The organism is Shewanella sp. SP2S2-6 (genome assembly GCF_031931965.1).
GTDB lineage: Bacteria > Pseudomonadota > Gammaproteobacteria > Enterobacterales > Shewanellaceae > Shewanella > Shewanella baltica.
Map to the genome: position 1 here is coordinate 65,741 of NZ_JAUOEQ010000014.1, position 17,227 is coordinate 82,967.

Sequence of the window (17,227 nt, forward strand, 5' to 3'; positions counted from 1 at the left end):
TAAAAACTATGATTGAGTTCAACCTAGGTCGGCTGTTGGCAGTGGTATCTTTTGTGTTTGCCACTTTAGTTAGTGGTCAAGCTATGGCGACTTGCTACCGTATATCGACGACTACAACAGATCCGGCAAATTTTTATTATGTCGCACCTGCGTATGGTAAAACAGCTATATGGTCTGGTGGTTACGATGCTAATAGGGGCATACTTAATCTGCCTATCATCAATGTTACCGATGAAAGTTTTCAACCCAATGGCACGTTATTGGGATCGAGTGTTGCGCCCTTCAGTACCTATGGACAGACTGGCGGGTATGATCCTGATCAGGTACTTTTTCGTTGCGATGCGGCGGATGAGCACCTACTAAATGAGATCTATTCAGTAAACGCAGATAATGCTTATGGCGGCATGTACGAAGATGGCGTTGCTTATGGTATTAACAAAGGTTATGCCACTTACCATCGAAATGTTGTGCTCAGGGTTAAGAATAATGCCACCGGTCAGTATTTTTCGCGCTTATGGCAATATCGACCGCTGCGGGGGTTAGACCGTGATGCTCAGGGAAGAATATTAGTGAAGGCGAAAAACTTTACTGATGTCACGATAGAGCTGTTCCAGATTGGCAATATCAGAGGTGTGACTGAGTCTATCGCATACAGTTATAATCAACCTGCAGCTTATATTGCTTTTGGTGGGCCTGGCCTTGCCTATCCTACTGAAGGGGTTGACCATATTAGTCATTATCCAGGCTGGTATGCGAATTGGCCTGGGAATATCAGCTTATATCAACAGTTGTATACGCGAAGGGCTGGAGGTTGTGCGGTAATGAATGTCACACCTTATGTGTTGTTCCCCACTGTGACTATCGCGGAATTAAACAGCGGCGTTACCCGAGAAGCTGACATCCAGATTAATTATCGTTGCCAACAGAAAGCCAATATTAATGGCCCCGCAGTTAATGCGAATGCTATCGCCTTTAAGATTGAGAGTAATAATTACCAGATAGCGAGACAGTTGGGGTTTGCTACCCAGGATGCTGTGACATATCTAGTCAGTAACGGCTATGGTACTAATACGGTTGCTAATGGTGTGGGGGTAAAGCTACAACGCAATGATGGTGTAATTCAACCCTTTTTAAATTTTGATAATAGAACCAGCTTAGACTCACAATATAATGCATGGAAAGACGGTTGGCGGCCATTACAGGGGAATCGGACTGGTATTGTCGGTACGAGTTATCAATATATGGATAATTACAGAGTTGTTTTTGGTAAGTTGCCAGGAATGAGTCCAACGGCAGGAAAATTTTATGCAAAAGCGGAAGTGCTTATTCGGGTTCAGTAGTTTAGTTTTATGGCTCCTAATGTTGCAAACCGCTCTGGCTGGCGTAGTCGCCGATCGTAGTCGAATTATTTTTGCGGCTTCCGATCGGGAGCAAGGGTTGTCACTGGTGAATATTAATGACTACCCTGTGATGGTGCAACTGTGGGTGGATGACGGCGATCCAGACTCTGGCCCTGAAACGGCAAATGCGCCAATTTTGCCCTATCCTGGCTTGTTGCAAATTGCCCCAAAGGAGCGCAAGCACATAAATCTGCTTAATATTGCGGAGCAGGAACCTGAAAAACAAGAACAGTTATACTGGCTGAATGTATACGAAGTTCCACCCACCCCCGCCAAAAATATTAATGAAACTGAGGGGCAACTATTGATTGTCGCTTTACGTACTCAAATGAAGGTTTTTGTGCGGCCCAATAAGCTCGCTATTGATGTTTTAGACTTAGCAAAGTGGCAGTCATTTATATTGAAAGACAATATGTTATCAATAGAGAATAAGTCACCTTACTATGTGACCTATCAGAACCTCAGTTTGAGTTTTAAAGGGAGGGATTATGCTATTTTTCAAGGAATGCTAGCCCCTTACTCTGCAGAAACTGTGACTATCACTGAGAGCGAGTTAATCGATCAGCTTGGGCTTATCCTAAAGGCCGAGTACATAGACGATGAGGGGAATGCTCAGCCGCTTGCTTTGACAGTGAATTGAACATAAGGCTCTGTTTACAACAGGGCCTTATGTATATGCATTTATACAGCGTGACTTGAAGCTATGGGCTTGGGCATTATTTTGAGGCTGTTTGGGTATAAGAGATCACTTCTGCCTCGAGTGAAGCAATAGCCTGAGATACGGCTTCAACATAAGTATTCAACTGCTGATGGCTCGCATTTTCCAGCATTTCACAGGCAGACATAAGCTTCTGTGCATCGATAATTCTCGCAGCACCTTTGATCTTATGGGCGAGTTCTTTGATGGTACTCAAATCATTATTTTCGAGGGCTACATACAGGGACTGCAAGTCGCTTTGATTGCTTTTAAGGAGTTCTTTAAGCAATTTATCGACTAACTCTGCATTATTTCCTGTGAGTTTTTCTACTGCGTCAGCGGCAAAATGTGTGGCGGTTATGGTGATTTTCTCTGGGGTAAACCGTTTAATCATACTTTCTAGCTCCATTAGGCTGATGGGTTTGAATAAACAGTCATCCATCCCTGCAGTTAAACAGGCATCCTTGGCTTCTTTTTGGGCATTAGCGGTATAGCCGATGACGATAGCATGCGTGTGACGTTTGTGTTCGAGTTGGCGAATTTTCTGACAGAGTTCATAACCGTTCATTTCTGGCATATTACAATCGGTGATCACCACAGGGTACTGTTTACTTTCGAACATGTTTAAGGCAATTAAGCCATTTTCTGCTTCAACAACACTATGGCCTAAATATTTAAGCTGCTGGGCTAATAGCAAGCGATTCGCAGGGTGATCGTCAACAATTAAGATATCGAGGGGATTACTCACATGCGATTCTGGAATGGGTTGTGAAGGGTTATGGATTGCTTCGGCTTCAAGCTGGGTGAGGGTTAATTGCATGCTGATCTGAGTTCCTTTATGCAATTTACTTTCAAGGGTTAAACTCCCACCCATCATTTCGCACAGAGAGCGGCTAATCATGAGCCCAAGCCCTGTACCACCATGGGTTGTGTGGGTTCCTTGCGCTTGGCTGAAAGGGGTAAATAGTTTCTGTTGGTCGTCCCCCGAAATGCCAATTCCTGTATCCGTGACAGTAAATAGAATCGTGTGGGTTGTATTGGTGAAACTTTCTGATTGAATTTTCACTTTTACTCCACCGCTATCAGTAAATTTAATGGCGTTACCAATTAAATTTGACAGTATTTGCTTAATCCTCATAGGGTCAACGAGTACATCATTCGCAATAACAGGATCGAAATCCAACTGTAAAGTGATTCCTTTTTGCCTTGCTAGTCCATCAAACACTCTCACGACAGAGGTTGCAATTGTCTTAAGATTGGTTCTCATGGGCGAAAGTGACAGCTGACCCGCTTCAATACGAGCAATATCTAAAATATCACCAATAAGTTCAAGTAAATCATTAGCGGAATCATAGGCAACTTTAATTGAATTTAAATCAAACTGTTGTGAATTTGTACGTTTTAGTACCAGTTCTAACATTCCTATGATGGCATTCATTGGCGTACGGATTTCATGACTCATAGTTGCTAAGAAAGTACTCTTTGCTTGGCTTGCACTGTCCGCAGCTTCCTTAGCATATTCTAATTCTTCAAAAAGCTTGACTCTATCGCTGACATCTATCCAACCACCAATAATCCCTTCAATATTGCCGGCTTCATCGCCATAGGATTTAAACCAATGATAAATATTATATTTATGTCCATTTATATGAAGTTCTCTATCCTTAAATACGGCAATACCATCCTCTAAGGCTTGTACATATTCTTTATCTACAATAGGAGCCTCTTTAGAGCGACTGGCTCCTTCCATTGTGGTCTTATATAGCAAATCTTCGCGTGAGGCGTTGAAAGCATTAAGGTAACTCTCGTTACACATAGTCAGTTCACGCCGCTTATTTCTTACATAAATAGGATGAGGTATGGCATCAACAATGGACTGCATAAATTGCAGTTGTTGATTAAGTTCTTTTTTGGCTAATAGCCGCTTGCGATAATTAGTTCGAGTGTAAAGAGCCCAAATAATTGAGACTAAAATCATGATCGTTGAGGCAATCACAATAGTATAAATAGTGTACTTATAATCCTTCCAGCTTTGGCGTGCAGGTAGGGCATTGCGGCGCCAGCGATTTTCTGCGATTTGTAATTCATCAGGAGGAATAACAGTTAATGTTTTATTAAGTATACTCTTAAGTAGTTTATTTGAACTCGCCATTCCGAATGCCACAGACGCTCTTGGCAATTCATCTATGATCTTACTTACTTCTAAAGTATCGCTGAAATAACTATTTACATAGAAGTCGGCTAAAGCCAGTGGCACAATAGTGGTATTTGTTGCACCAGTCGCTATATTATTCAATGCCTCAAGATAATTGTCAGCGATTATAATGTCTGCATTAGGATTTATTTTTCTGAGCATGTTATCATTAAAAGTACCATCGGGAACAACTATAGCGTTAATATCTAGGTCTTGTGCATTTTTCTGTGTTACAAAAACATAAGGTGAATTTGAAAATTCTTTAGTAAAAATAATATTTTTATTAAGATCTTCACTTGGTGAAAATATTGTCATCATAGCTTTATGATTGAGGACGGAACTAATCTGTTCAGAAAACCTATTGTTAACAATATAGTCAAACTTTAGCCCTGAATACATTTGTATTAGTTCCAAAACCTCAATGCCAAACCCTTCAGCGTTATGTGTATCATCAAGGTATGTTAGCGGTGCCGCATACTTATTAATTGCCACTGTTATTTTAGGATTTTTTTGTAGCCAAGCCGTCTCATCTGCTGTAAAACTGGGGAGTTCTGAGGCAAAAGGAATGGTGCTTCCACCGCCACTCCAGCGTTTTCTTATAAGCTTTCTTTGTTCGAGTGAAATATTATTAATAGATTTGTTAATTATATCTATTAAGGCCTTATTTTGTTCTGTTGTAGCAAAGGCGCTGCCATAGGAGTTTAGAGACAAGTGAGTGTCTAATTTAAGTTTTCCTGAGAAGTTGTTGTTTATTAAATAGTTGGCGGAAACTTGGTCGACTATCACAGCATCAACTTGCCGAAATGCAGCTGCAGCAACGGCCGCCTGTCTAGAGGAAAATTTGAGTAATTTTCTATTTGGATAAATATCTGTTATCGCTTCATCTGGTAAGTACTCATAGGCCATAGACATTGACTTGATTTGTTCATTATCACCTAAGTTAGCATTTCTGAATATAGAGGGCTTATCAACAGTATAAGGTGTACTTAGTAGCAGACCGTGCATTTGTTCAAATTTATTTGCTGTAGTAATTAGATCTACTTCTCCATTGAGCGCTGCGGTAATTGTTTTTTCCCGAGATGCATAACGTTTTATATTGACTTCAATGTTGAGCATATTAGCAATAATATGTATATAGTCAGCACTAATTCCTTTATAAAATTCTTGTTCACCATTTACTGTCATGTCAAATGGTGGATAGTCAGGTGACGATATGCCAATATTCAGCAATCTATATTTTTTAAGTGTATCAATCTCTTCTAATGATAGCTGGATAGGCAATGCAGCCTTCTCTTGATAGCCGACCAAATGATAATGGGTAAATTTACTTTCATGTGCTAGTGAATAAATTGAATTTAGACTCAATATAAGAATGAAAATAACATTTCTCATATTAAGTTTTGCCTCTTTGCTATTTCAATTATATCTACCAAATTTTTTGCATTTAGTTTATCAAGTAGTCTAGTTTTATATGTGCTAATGGTTTTGTTACTTAACAGCATACGCTCGGCTATTTCTTTATTAGATAAGCCGACTGCTAGCTGCTGCAACACCACCATTTCGCGAGTTGAAAGCTTTTTTACGAGTTCAGCCTCGTCCTGACTCGATTTAGCAATCATGTTGTTATTGCTTATAATCGGAAAATAGGAGTGGCCTGTGAGAATTGCTCTAAGCGCGCCAGTGACTTCATTCATGTCCTTTTGTTTAGAGACAAAACCTGAAGCTCCGGCTTGAATACAACGGGAAACAAAGTGATCAGATGGTTGTGCCGTCAAGACTAAAATTGGCGTGCTCTTTACGAGTTTTCTTGACCTTTCTATCACTTCTAATCCATCTAATTGGGGGATGCCAATATCGAGAATAACAGCATCGGGTGAGAGTTCTTTAATAAGTTTTAATGCATCAACACCATTATTGGTTTCTGCTATCACTTCAAAGCCACTTTGTTCTAAAATGATTTTTAGTGCTAAAACAACAACTGGATGATCATCTACTATTAATATTTTTCTTTTCATTCATGTAACTCCGTAACTATTGAGTACAGATTTTATCCTTTGTAAGTCGCTACAGTGAAATAAAACTATGTGATTAAGATTTTTCCTACATATTTTTCAGCAATTTCTTTTAAATAATAGTCGTAAAATATTTGAAGGCAGATGAATTTAATCATAGGCATTCTCATTGTTTTTAATTCATACACATCTGTATATATTTGTATCTCGAGTTTTGATCCTCTAGTGATTTAAATTATAGCTGACTATCTATATCTCGGTGTTGCAGCTTTTTTGCGGCAAGGGCGTAACAGGCATTTGTCTATTAGTATTTTAATTTTAAAGGGTATTCAATGGGTAAGGTTAGAGTGATTGTCTTAGAAGACCACCCCTTTCAACGTGCAGTACTTGAGCATAATCTTGCATCTCTTACCAACGTTGAGGTGTTTGCTTTTGGGGCAGCACAAGATGCGCTTGTTTGGCTCGATGAGCATCATAGTGCGGACATAGTGATATGCGATCTCATGATGGCAGGTATTGATGGTCTATCGTTTTTGCGCAAAGCAAAAGCAAAATACGATATAGCTTCAGTTGCATTATTTAGTTGTATTGATAAGGAACTCAGGCGGTCTGTATCGCAGATGATTAAAATGCTTAATTTTGAATATCTTGGTGATTTAAGTAAGTGTCCATCAGTGGATAATTTGCAGCGTATGTTAGATAGATTTACCAACAGTCGCATTCAAAGGTGTCAAATTTCTTCGGGTTTTATCGCTGCTAGGTGCCCCGAAAATTTTGTATTTGAGGATTTTGAACAAGCATTGAAGCAAAGGCAGTTCGTGGGGTTTTATCAGCCTAAGTTTGATGTTGCAGGTTTTAGCTTGAAAGGGGCAGAAATGCTCGCACGCTGGCATCATCCTGATTTTGGATTGTTAAATCCCAGTACTTTTATTGACCGGTTAATTTCACATGGCTTACTTGACGATTTATTCTTACAGTTATTCGAGCAAGGCTGCGCTTTACAACAGCGTTTACAACAACATGAAAGCCTAATTTCTCTCGCCTATAATCTCGATATCTCTCAACTTAATTCGACTAAATTAGTGTATCAGATTGTCGATATGGTAAAGAAATTTAACATTCTTCCTCAATGCATTACCCTCGAAATTACTGAGACGGGTTTGTTGGCTGCGCCAGCAGTGAATATGGAGAATTTAATCCGCTTGCGAATGCAAGGATTTGAATTAGCGATTGATGATTTTGGTGCTGCACATTCTTCATTGGCACGTTTATGCGAATTGCCTTTCTCACAAATTAAATTAGATGGTTGTTTTGTGCGTGAACTTAGTGTTGAGCCTAGGTGCCAAGCCGCAATATCCAGTGTGATAGCGTTATCACAAGCACTTAATATGGAGTTAGTGATAGAAGGTATTGAAACAAATTCCCAATTAGTATTGTTGCAACAGCTTGGCTGTACGATTGGACAGGGTTTTTGTTTTTCTCGTCCTATTGATGAGCAAACATTTATCCAACGTTTTTTTCCTGCGAGTTTACAGCTTAAAGAACTACAGGAGCTTAGCCTTGAGTTTTAGTGGACTAACTTGTTTTTGTTAGCTCACGGATCAAGGATTTTCGGTTCACTTTCAGTCCTATTTGTTCATTATTTTCTGGCCATGAATAATATTGTCTTGGACGTTTGAAGCGGGCGATTTTGTTGGCAAGGAACAGTTCGAGCGTATTTGCAATCGACTCTGGGTGGTGGGTTAAACTGCCGCGAATGATGGCGGCAGGGAGATTGCCAAATTGTACATCTGGTATGGCGAAAACGATTGCATCGTCTATTTGTGGGTGCAGTTTAAGCGCGGCTTCGATTTCTTCTGGCTGGATGTTTTCGCCGCCGCAGATAAACATATTATCGACGCGGCCATGAATGCGCAGATTACCATTTTCGTCCCATTCGCCCATGTCTTTGGTGTAAAACCAGCCGTCTTGTTCAACGCACTTTTGTATTCCATCCGCGGTGAGATAACCCATAAACAGGCATTCGCCGTGCACCCAAATCACACCGTCTTCGATTTTAAGCTCACGCTTGGGCAGTAATTTGCCACTGCTACCATCGCTTAACGCGGGGCCAGTGGTGATCTGCGAGCCCATTTCTGTCATGCCGTAACTCGTATAGCTGGCGATATTGCGTTGCTTAAGCTCGACGAGTAAGTCTAATGAGACTGCACCGCCGCCTAGCAATAGCGCTTTGATACTTTTAAGCTTACTACTTGTATCGGCCAGTAATTTACTTAGTTGTGCAGGCACCAGAGAGAGGTGGGTCAGCTTATCTTGGTCAATTTGCTGACTCAGACTTAGCGCTTGGTCTGGCATAACAACACTGGCACCGACTAAGGCACAGCGGTTTAATATCGCTAGGCCGCCGATATGAAATAAGGGCAATGAGAGCAGCCAAGCATCACCTTGCTCGAGCGGGATTAAGCTGCGGGCACCTTCGGCATTGGCAATATGATTGGCTAAGCAATGCACCGCCGCTTTGGGAAAGCCGCTAGACCCCGACGTTAAAATCACATTGGCGGGTCGGGTAACATCGACAGGCTGAGCAAGCTCGTTGCTGCGGCGATTAAAATCTAAGGCTAATTGGCTGCAATTCTGCAGATCAGAAATCTCAGCACGCCAAACATAGCGGATCTGATGTTCATCGATTAAACCTTGGATCTGCGCGAGAGGAAAACGGGGTGAGATAGGAAAAAAGATCGCCCCGATATCGATGCAGGCCCAATAGAGGCAAATCATCTGGAGATTATTCACTGCAATACAGGCGAGTGGCTCACCCTCTGTAAGACCTGCTGCTCTTAGCTGCTGACCTAGAGCGATAACGCGCTGGCTAAGCTCAGAGTAACGAATGTCTTGCCTTGCCAACTTGATGGCCGCCTGTTGTGGAAACGCCAGTGCGCCTTGGTGCAGGGGTGACAATGCTAGCGACTTTGATAGACGGGTGTCAGACAAACTAGTTTTCCTCACGCTTGGCTGCAGCCAAATCACTTTGCGGCGTTGAATCAATGGCGTGTTGTGCAACGGGCTCAAGTTGCGCCAGAGTAAGGCAGTGTTTTTTACCCGATGACACGATTAAATCTTGGCTAAAGGCGCTGAGGGTATCGAGTCCTGGGATTTCATCGGGTGTGAGAATCGCGGCTAAATGGGCCAGATCGCTAATGCCTAAACTGCTTTCAAGACTCGAACTGATAATGCAACGTACGCCATAGCTTTGCGCCGTATCGATTAAATTAGCTAGCTTTTCGATACTGCCGAGCAGCATAGGCTTGATGACAAGCGCAGTCAGGCCATTTTGCATTACAAACTGGTATTCTGGATCATTGAGCGATTCATCGAGGGCGTAGGGTATACCAATCGCTTGATAAAATTCATGATTATCATGAGGATTCAGGCAAGGTTCCTCAATGTATTCGATGGTGTCTAGGGGCAAACAAGCGGCAAATTCGATCGCTTGTTCCAGTGTAAACCCTCGGTTTGCGTCTAAACGTAGCTTGAGATCGTGGCGGGTGCGTAAAATGCCATAAATCAGGCTCAGTTCGTCTTCGATTGAGGTCTGCGCGACTTTAACTTTCACCGAATGAACATGCATGCCGAGCGCCGCAATCTTGTTATCGAGCAAGTCTTTGCCCGCATCTGTTGGATGATAAATCAAAGGGACTGTGGCAGTTTGTGGGCGGATAGCATCGAGCTTACCCATTAACTTGGCATGCAACAGACTTAAACCAAAGGCCAAGGAAGGGTAAGGGCTTTGCTCGGCGTAATCCAGCAGGGTATCGATATGCTGACCGTCGAGTTGGGGTAATAACTCAGTTAACGCCGTTTGCACTTGAGCCAGTGTTTCGCGGCTAAATCCCACTAAGACTTGTTCATCGACATCTATGCTTGAGAGTGGGGCAATTTCAACTTCGACTTGTCTGTGCTCGCCCTCGGCTCTGGCGCAGGCTTGCAATACTAATCCAGCCCTGTGATCGATGCGTTGCTTGCCGACGGGCAATAATACGTCGAGCGGTAGTCGATATTGATACAGGTTAAGCGAAGTTAAGATCATATATTTCCTACATTTAAATGCTGTTATTTACCCTAGCAGCTTAACTATTGTTGCGATTAATGCCTCGGGAGCTGCTTGGTGTATGTTGTGGCCGGCGCCGTGAATACTATGGACGAGGATGGGCGCGTGTAATTGCCATTCTTGGGCGAGGGCGTGGAACTTGGTATCTTGGCTGCCCACAAAGAAATGGCACTCACAGGCAAGTTGCGAAGGCACATCCCACATCGATGCTTGGCGCGCAAGTGAAGTGGCTAAGAATACCTCTTTAAGCAGCTGTTTAGGATGCAGATCTAATGCTGCAGAACGATGCTCGATTAAGGCTTTACGTTTGGCCACAGTCATGTCAGCAAACACGGGCTGCTGATACCACAGGCTTAAAAAATCTTTGCTGGTCAGATGCAATAAACGCTCGGCCCATTGGGCATCATTCTTGGTTCTGGCCGTTTTTTCTTGCGGGTCTGCGAGCCCCGGATGGCAGGATTCGAGGTTCAGACTTAACAAGCGCTGCGGATAGGCTTTTGCAAGGTGCAAGGCAATACGCCCGCCTAAGGAATAACCGTAGAGATGAAATTGGTCGGGACTTGGATTAAGGCTATTGAGCCGCGTCACTATGTTTTCGACGCAAAAGTCAAAATCGAGCTTAGCTTCAGTCGACCCTTCAGCTTGATTATCCCCATGGCCCGGCAGATCCAAGCAAATACAATGAAAGTGCAGGCTTAGCGTAGGCATTAACGGCAACCAGTCGGCCTTAGTGCCTAAAAAGCCATGTAGTAGCACTAAGGTCGGTAGTGAAGGATCGCCGTAACGGGCCATGGTTGGCATTAGCTTTGTTTCACCCAAAGGTTGAGCGCGGCGATTTGGTCGCTGGCTTGGTTTTGGCTCACATTGACTTCAATGATCGAAGCCCCCTGAAAATCCAGCGCTTCATTATAACTATCTTGAAAATCGGCTAAATTATCCACTTGATTATAGGGCAGATTAAACATGGCTGCGGCGTAGCCAAATTCTAAGCCGTGGCTGAGTCGATAATAATCACTGCGGACTTGTTCATTGGGAACCGGCAATAAGTTAAAGATATTGCCACCATCGTTATTGAGGATCACGATCACCAGCGGGCTGCTTAAGCCTTTGGCGATGGCCAGCGAGTTAAGATCGTGCAGTTGCGATAAATCACCGATGATCAAACTGGTAGGTTTGCCTTTGTGGGCCGCAATGCCGCAGGCGGTGGCGAGTAAGCCGTCAATACCCGAAGCGCCACGGTTGGTATAAGTGGTCGCTGTGCAGCAACTGACAGGGGCATACATGTCGTATAGTCTTACAGGGAGGCTGTTGCCGATAAAAAGCTGCTGTTCTAAGGGGCGAGTGTTAGCGATGGCGCGTATGACTTGCGCTTCACCAAATTCCCCTTGATCGATATTACGCACAAATAAGTTATGCAATTCATCGTTATAGGTGATTAAGGTATTCGCCCAGTTTGCCGAGGATGAGCGATACCAGTTCAAGGCCGCAAACTGCTCTGCATTGGCATGCCAAATGTGCTTCGCATTGTGGCTTGGATCTAGCCTGTCTTGCTCGGGTAACACTTGCCAGTAGCTATGCCAATTCTGCTCGGCAAGATAACCTATCACCCGTTTTGACAATAAACGCCCGCCGAACACGAGTACACGATCGGCTTCTTGTAATAGATTGCGTGCCCTTGGATGTTGCAGCAGTTGGTCTATGTTGCCTATTGCCGCGGGATGTTGGCGCAATTGCGACTGGGCATCGGTAAGTAACGGCCAACCGATTTTTTGCGACAGGGCGATAAGTTGCTGTGGATCTTGTTCGGGCGTGAGTGTGCCGACAACGATCACGCCTTTACCGTGGACGAACCGCATGATGGCATCGTCACTGGGGCTGCTCAATTGTTTGCACTTGCCGTATTGGGTATACGGGCGGGCGAGCTGCAGCCAAGTTTGCAGTGGTTTGAGGTAAGGCGATTCGGTATCGAGAATCACGCCACTGAGTTCACTCGGATATAAGGGCTCACGGTACATGCAGTTGATGTGCACTGGACGAGTTTGATTCGCCACCGCTTCATCCACTGTGGTGAGCAACGCCTGCGGTGCGATATGCGCATCCGGCGTTGGCAAATTCACTTGGGTAGCGTAATTCGCAAAAATCCCCGGTTGGACTATGGCTTGATTGGCGCCGCAGCCGAGTAATTCGGGTGGACGATCGCCGCTTAAGACGATCAAAGGCACGTGGGTTAGCCAAGCTTCAACAATCGCAGGATACAAGTTAGCGACCGCAGTGCCCGAGGTGGTAATGATAGCGACCGGTGCGCGGCTGGCTTTTGCCAGACCTAAGGCCATAAAGCCGAGTCCACGTTCGTCAAAATGCAGGTGACGCTGGAGTTTAGTTTGCTGGGCGGCGGCGAGGGTTAACGGCGTCGAGCGCGAGCCCGGTGCCATACACACATGTTGCACGCCAAGACGTGCTAACTCCTCAAGAATAAGGGCGCCCCAAATAAGATTAAGAGTGGCTGTATTTTCGGTCCGCATAGCTGAATCTATTAGGATAAAGATGGGCTTAGTGTAACGTGTTTATGCCCCAAGATGTATGCTTGGCTTAACAATTCTCGGCGGGTTTGTATGGGGGCTGAGGTGGAGCCTAAGCTAAGGCAAGGGATGCCTATCACCTCTGTACAGTGGCTAGTCTATGGGTTGTGCAAGCTGCTTTGGGCTAAATAATATGGTCAACAATCTTTTTAATCTGTCCACTTAGCCACACTAAATCATCATTCACTTTGTTTGGCTGATTTTTTTGCACTAAGAAAATGGTTGGCGCTTCGGCGTGAGCATATAAACGTTCGGCTTCGAGTTGCGACAGCTGGCATGTGTGCAGCTCAGCCACATCACCCACCATCTCGTAAACCACGCGATAGGGCAATAACGACAGTGCCTGACTCTCTCCTAAGTATTCAAACAAACTTGAAATACTGGTAATGGTAATTTCAGTATTGAGTTTAATGTTGCTCTTCAGACAAAACTCTTGGTAAGGACTGAGCTTAGAACTGGGATTACCGAGGTCGGTATTGACGTAGGGATATTCTGCAATCGTCTCTAAAGTAATTTCTCGTTTGAAAATAGGATGATTACGGCTCGCAATAAGGTAAACCTTATCCATGCGTTGCAAAGTGGTCGTCAGGAGTTTATCGCCAAAGGCGGCCACATCAGCCGTGCTTTTATTGCAGCAAATGCCCAGCGTAGTATCACCGTTAATAATGTCTTGGGTCGTATGCATAGACCAAGGCGTGATATTAATGTGCATCAGCTTCTGTTCATCTTTAATGGCCTGCATTAACGCTTTCGGAAAAGCGTAAGCAATCAAGCCGGGAGCAGCAATCTCGATATGCGTTTTCACTAAGTTAGCATTTGCGGCTCTTGCCTTATGAAACTTATCAGTACATTCAATGGCTTCTTTCGCGATTGGATATAAATGGGTCGCAAACTCATTGGGGAATAGTCCGTATTTACGACGAATGAAAAGTTCATCACCAAAAATTTCCCGTAGATTTTTAAGGCTACGACTTATTTTAGGAGCCGGAATATCAAGAGCCTTAGATACATAAGTTGCAGACTTGTTCTCATATAATGAAACGAGTATTTTCAAACTCAGAATATCCAGGCCATCCATGTTACTAATGTGCATTTTTTATATCCCTTTTATCGAGCAAATACTTTAAAGAACGATTAATTATGGCGTCATTAAATAAATTTAATGTGAAACATATCTCAACTTCAAAACTATAATATCGCAGTCTGCTAGTGTCGTTTTTAGATTTAATGTTTTTTATATTTAAAAATGTGATAAAGATAAATTTGGAATTTTAAAAGGTGAAATTCATTTAATTGAATTTCACATTGGCGATTATCAATTATCTATTTTTACATTCAAGATTTGCGCTAAATGGAAATGAGATCGAATTCTTAACTTGTTGTTTATTATTAAATTGCCATTGTTAAATGTGATCTTGGTCAAAAAAAATAAAACGCTTCACGTTAATACTAAAGTTGCTTTAAAAGAGATAACAAAAAATAAATAGGTTATTGGAGGCGTTATGAATACTTCAGTCATTCTCAGCTATGCGTTTATGTATTTCGTGCTGTTTGTAGCAGTGCCATTTGTTTTTGTCATGTTCGTCATGACCTGCATTAAGTTTTTTAAAGCGGGCCCAGATGAGGCAGAACATCATGAAATGAAACTTAAACCAGTACTGTTCGATAAACAAAGTTTTAACTTTTTTAAATCTTTAAAAACCGTAGTGGAAGGCAAATACGATGTTTGTTGTAATGTCCCGCTAGACACTGTATTTGAAATGGACCAGCATGATGCTGATTTAAATCACGAGTGCCGACTAGACTATGTGTTAATAGATCATGACTCATCTGAAGTGAAAATGGTGATCAGTGATTTTGGTAAAGAACACAACTCGCCAATGAAAAAGCTGTTTAGTAAGTTCAATATCAACTTTATTGAAATGAACCAACATAAACAGTGGGATACACAAAGCCTAAAGCAAGCGTTAGCCGTCTGATCCGACCGTCGGGTTCGGGTAACTCCGAACCCTGACACTCCTCTTCTTCCTTCCCCAAATAAATGTGAGGACTCCCTATGTCCAAAAGACAATGGCTGTGGTCGATTCGCTTGGGTGCAATTGCATTGCTTTTAAGCTTTGGTGCGACAAGTGCCGAGTCGGCCCTTCAAATTAACAGTGACATGAGTTGTATGAAGTGTCACAAACGTAACGGTCAAATGTTAGGGCATCACGGCCAAGATGCGATGAAAATGACCTGTTCAACCTGTCATGGCGAAAAAGGCGACCACCCTAAAAAGCCGAATGATATCGTGGTGTTTGGTCTGAAAGATGGCTCGGAGCTTGATACTCAGCTCGCCGTTTGTCACAAGTGCCATACACAGCGAAAACTGGGTGAAACCGAGTGGACGCATAATGTGCATGCACAAAAAGTGCCCTGTGCCGCCTGTCATAAATTACATAGCCCAACCGAACCTATGGCGGATATGACGCCAAAAGTTCGCAGTGAGCTGTGCCGCAATTGCCATAGTGGCCAGTAGGGGTAGGTTATGGAAAATTCTAAAAGAAGATTTCTAAAAGGCACATGTGCCTTATTTGCTGGCGCTACGGGCGCATCACTGCTCGCCACAGTGAATGCATCGGATAGTGTTAAAGCAGAGTCAGATATTAAATATGCGATGATTCATGATGAAGCTAAGTGTATTGGTTGCCGCGCATGTGAAGTGGCATGTCGTGAAACCAATCAAGTGCCAGAAGGGGTTTCACGGGTCAGGATTGAGCAAACAGGACCGTTCGGTGAGTATCCGAATGAGTATTATCACTTTAGCCGTGTTTCTTGCCAGCATTGTGAAGATGCACCTTGTGTCAACGTCTGCCCAACGGGGGCTGCCTTCATTGATAAAGAAACCGGCATAGTGTCAGTCAATGCGTGGAAATGTGTCGGCTGCCAATATTGTATTGCGGCTTGCCCTTACAAAATTCGTTTTATTAATCCAGTCACCCACGCGGCGGATAAGTGTGATTTCTGCCGTGAGACGAATCTTGCGCAAGGTAAACAGCCTGCCTGCGTTGAGGCTTGTCCGACTAAGGCGTTAGTGTTTGGTAATTTAAAAGATCCAACGTCTGAGTTAGTACAAGTGCTGCGCGCTAACCCAACTCAACGCGCGAAAGTCGCCCTCGGAACGCGACCTAAGTTGTTCCGTATCCTGGCAAAATCCGGGGAGGTGATACTATGAGTGCCCTACATTTTGATACCTTAGTCTGGCATTGGCCGATTGCAATTTACCTGTTTTTAGCGGGTGTATCAGCAGGGGCTATGTTCTTCGCCGTACTGTTGAAACATTTTGTTTTGAAGCAAAACGCCTATCAGTCTGGTTTTATACGTGCCGCCTGTATTGTCGCCCCAGTCGCCGTAATGGCGGGCTTAGGCATATTGGTCGCAGATTTAACTAAACCCCTCGATTTCTGGAAGATTTTGGTGTTTTACAACCCTAAATCTGTGATGTCGATGGGTGTACTGATTCTGTTGATTTACCAAGTGTTTATGTTTATGTGGATTGGGTTGATCTTTCGCAAACCAGTCGATGCTTGGTGTGAATCGCGCTTTCCTATCGTCCTTAAACTGACGGCTTTGCTAGCTCGGTTTGAGGCGACGATCACGGGATTACTGGTGATTCTATCCTTAGCATTGGGCGCGTATACCGGCTTCTTGTTATCGGCATTACCTGGTTATCCCATGCTGAAAAATCCTGTGCTGCCTTTACTGTTCTTGGCATCTGGGCTGTCTTCCGGTGCGGCATCTTCTTTACTCGGTGGCGTGTTGATGAATGGCAAACCGAATGACAAAGAGGTGCACTTTATCCACAAGGTTGAAATCCCGCTGATCTTAGTTGAGATTGTGCTGCTGTTTACCTTCTTCGTTGGCTTATTGCTCACCGGAGGACAGAGTAAAATTGCCGCCTTTAATGCCTTAGGTTATGGCTTCTGGGGCTGGATTTTCTGGGTAGGGATTATCGGACTCGGTTTATCAGGCCCGTTAGCGATGAACCTGTTTATGACCACGACGTCGAAACGCAAATGGGCTTATGTAGCAGGGACGGCTTGCCTGAGCTTAATCGGGGTGTTATTGCTACGTAACTTCATACTGTACACAGGACAAATGACGATCGCTTAAGGTGCGAACGCTTCATTCAAGCCGAACAAGATGATAAGAATCAAGGAAATCGACGGATCGCGGAAACAATGTCAAAGGAAAACAT

At 43.6% G+C, this 17,227-nt stretch carries 14 protein-coding genes; 7 read left to right on the plus strand and 7 right to left on the minus strand.

Features of this window, described 5'->3' with window-relative positions:
- The first annotated feature begins 8 nt into the window (after positions 1–8).
- Entirely contained in the window at positions 9–1,340 is a 1,332-nt protein-coding gene (locus tag Q4Q57_RS11590; protein ID WP_113940274.1) for a fimbrial protein, read from the plus strand.
- Complete coding sequence (locus Q4Q57_RS11595; RefSeq protein ID WP_311890913.1) at positions 1,306–2,040, plus strand: molecular chaperone; 735 nt, start codon at positions 1,306–1,308, stop codon at positions 2,038–2,040. Before Q4Q57_RS11590 ends, Q4Q57_RS11595 begins: the two co-directional genes overlap by 35 nt.
- A gap of 76 nt (positions 2,041–2,116) precedes the next feature.
- On the opposite strand, the gene Q4Q57_RS11600 is transcribed toward Q4Q57_RS11595, so the two are convergent.
- Both Q4Q57_RS11600 and Q4Q57_RS11605 read right to left on the minus strand, forming a co-directional pair.
- Entirely contained in the window at positions 2,117–5,683 is a 3,567-nt protein-coding gene (locus Q4Q57_RS11600; RefSeq protein ID WP_311890914.1) for an ATP-binding protein, read from the minus strand.
- Positions 5,680–6,306 (minus strand): response regulator, encoded by a 627-nt coding sequence (locus tag Q4Q57_RS11605; protein WP_131525758.1) that lies wholly within the window; start codon positions 6,304–6,306, stop codon positions 5,680–5,682. The genes Q4Q57_RS11600 and Q4Q57_RS11605 overlap by 4 nt, the downstream gene beginning before the upstream one ends.
- 329 nt (positions 6,307–6,635) lie before the next feature.
- Between Q4Q57_RS11605 and Q4Q57_RS11610 the strand changes: the two genes are divergently transcribed.
- Positions 6,636–7,874 carry an EAL domain-containing response regulator gene (locus Q4Q57_RS11610; protein ID WP_311890915.1) on the plus strand — a complete coding sequence of 413 codons (1,239 nt, stop codon included), beginning with the start codon at positions 6,636–6,638 and terminating at the stop codon, positions 7,872–7,874.
- Positions 7,875–7,878: 4 nt separating this feature from the next.
- Here the strand turns inward: Q4Q57_RS11610 and menE are convergent, their stop codons facing one another.
- The 5 genes from menE to Q4Q57_RS11635 all read right to left on the minus strand — a co-directional run bounded on the left by menE (position 7,879) and on the right by Q4Q57_RS11635 (position 14,083).
- Positions 7,879–9,294, minus strand: a complete 1,416-nt coding sequence (gene menE / locus Q4Q57_RS11615) for an o-succinylbenzoate--CoA ligase (RefSeq protein ID WP_311890916.1) — start codon at positions 9,292–9,294, stop codon at positions 7,879–7,881.
- 1 nt (position 9,295) lies between these two features.
- Positions 9,296–10,390: an o-succinylbenzoate synthase gene (menC, locus tag Q4Q57_RS11620; RefSeq protein WP_311890917.1), complete on the minus strand. Its 1,095-nt coding sequence runs from the start codon at positions 10,388–10,390 to the stop codon at positions 9,296–9,298.
- 27 nt (positions 10,391–10,417) lie between these two features.
- A complete protein-coding gene (gene menH, locus Q4Q57_RS11625) occupies positions 10,418–11,212 on the minus strand; it encodes a 2-succinyl-6-hydroxy-2,4-cyclohexadiene-1-carboxylate synthase (protein ID WP_311890918.1) in 795 nt (264 codons plus the stop codon).
- Complete coding sequence (menD, locus tag Q4Q57_RS11630; RefSeq protein WP_311890919.1) at positions 11,212–12,933, minus strand: 2-succinyl-5-enolpyruvyl-6-hydroxy-3-cyclohexene-1-carboxylic-acid synthase; 1,722 nt, start codon at positions 12,931–12,933, stop codon at positions 11,212–11,214. The genes menH and menD overlap by 1 nt, the downstream gene beginning before the upstream one ends.
- 181 nt (positions 12,934–13,114) lie before the next feature.
- On the minus strand, positions 13,115–14,083 hold the full coding sequence (locus tag Q4Q57_RS11635; RefSeq protein ID WP_311890920.1) for a LysR family transcriptional regulator: 969 nt from the start codon (positions 14,081–14,083) through the stop codon (positions 13,115–13,117).
- Between the two features lie 409 nt (positions 14,084–14,492).
- Here Q4Q57_RS11635 and Q4Q57_RS11640 point away from each other — a divergent pair, with 409 nt between their 5' ends.
- The 4 genes from Q4Q57_RS11640 to nrfD all read left to right on the plus strand — a co-directional run bounded on the left by Q4Q57_RS11640 (position 14,493) and on the right by nrfD (position 17,142).
- Complete coding sequence (locus tag Q4Q57_RS11640; protein WP_006079641.1) at positions 14,493–14,969, plus strand: DUF2726 domain-containing protein; 477 nt, start codon at positions 14,493–14,495, stop codon at positions 14,967–14,969.
- Positions 14,970–15,046: 77 nt separating this feature from the next.
- The gene (locus Q4Q57_RS11645) at positions 15,047–15,508 is read left to right on the plus strand and encodes a nitrite reductase (protein WP_107402906.1); all 462 of its coding nucleotides are present in this window, start codon (positions 15,047–15,049) and stop codon (positions 15,506–15,508) included.
- Between the two features lie 9 nt (positions 15,509–15,517).
- Positions 15,518–16,204 carry a 4Fe-4S dicluster domain-containing protein gene (locus Q4Q57_RS11650; protein ID WP_220591421.1) on the plus strand — a complete coding sequence of 229 codons (687 nt, stop codon included), beginning with the start codon at positions 15,518–15,520 and terminating at the stop codon, positions 16,202–16,204.
- Complete coding sequence (gene nrfD / locus Q4Q57_RS11655; protein ID WP_311890921.1) at positions 16,201–17,142, plus strand: cytochrome c nitrite reductase subunit NrfD; 942 nt, start codon at positions 16,201–16,203, stop codon at positions 17,140–17,142. The genes Q4Q57_RS11650 and nrfD overlap by 4 nt, the downstream gene beginning before the upstream one ends.
- Positions 17,143–17,227 lie beyond the last annotated feature (85 nt).

Excerpts from the sequence above, each read along its gene's own strand:
- Q4Q57_RS11650 (WP_220591421.1), top strand. The coding sequence starts at position 15,518 with ATGGAAAATTCTAAAAGAAGATTTCTAAAAGGCACATGTGCCTTATTT.
- Q4Q57_RS11595 (WP_311890913.1), top strand. The coding sequence starts at position 1,306 with ATGCAAAAGCGGAAGTGCTTATTCGGGTTCAGTAGTTTAGTTTTATGG.
- Q4Q57_RS11600 (WP_311890914.1), bottom strand. The coding sequence starts at position 5,683 with ATGAGAAATGTTATTTTCATTCTTATATTGAGTCTAAATTCAATTTAT.
- Q4Q57_RS11590 (WP_113940274.1), top strand. The coding sequence starts at position 9 with ATGATTGAGTTCAACCTAGGTCGGCTGTTGGCAGTGGTATCTTTTGTG.
- menC (WP_311890917.1), bottom strand. The coding sequence starts at position 10,390 with ATGATCTTAACTTCGCTTAACCTGTATCAATATCGACTACCGCTCGAC.
- Q4Q57_RS11605 (WP_131525758.1), bottom strand. The coding sequence starts at position 6,306 with ATGAAAAGAAAAATATTAATAGTAGATGATCATCCAGTTGTTGTTTTA.
- menD (WP_311890919.1), bottom strand. The coding sequence starts at position 12,933 with ATGCGGACCGAAAATACAGCCACTCTTAATCTTATTTGGGGCGCCCTT.
- Q4Q57_RS11610 (WP_311890915.1), top strand. The coding sequence starts at position 6,636 with ATGGGTAAGGTTAGAGTGATTGTCTTAGAAGACCACCCCTTTCAACGT.
- Q4Q57_RS11635 (WP_311890920.1), bottom strand. The coding sequence starts at position 14,083 with ATGCACATTAGTAACATGGATGGCCTGGATATTCTGAGTTTGAAAATA.
- Q4Q57_RS11640 (WP_006079641.1), top strand. The coding sequence starts at position 14,493 with ATGAATACTTCAGTCATTCTCAGCTATGCGTTTATGTATTTCGTGCTG.
- Q4Q57_RS11645 (WP_107402906.1), top strand. The coding sequence starts at position 15,047 with ATGTCCAAAAGACAATGGCTGTGGTCGATTCGCTTGGGTGCAATTGCA.
- nrfD (WP_311890921.1), top strand. The coding sequence starts at position 16,201 with ATGAGTGCCCTACATTTTGATACCTTAGTCTGGCATTGGCCGATTGCA.
- menH (WP_311890918.1), bottom strand. The coding sequence starts at position 11,212 with ATGCCAACCATGGCCCGTTACGGCGATCCTTCACTACCGACCTTAGTG.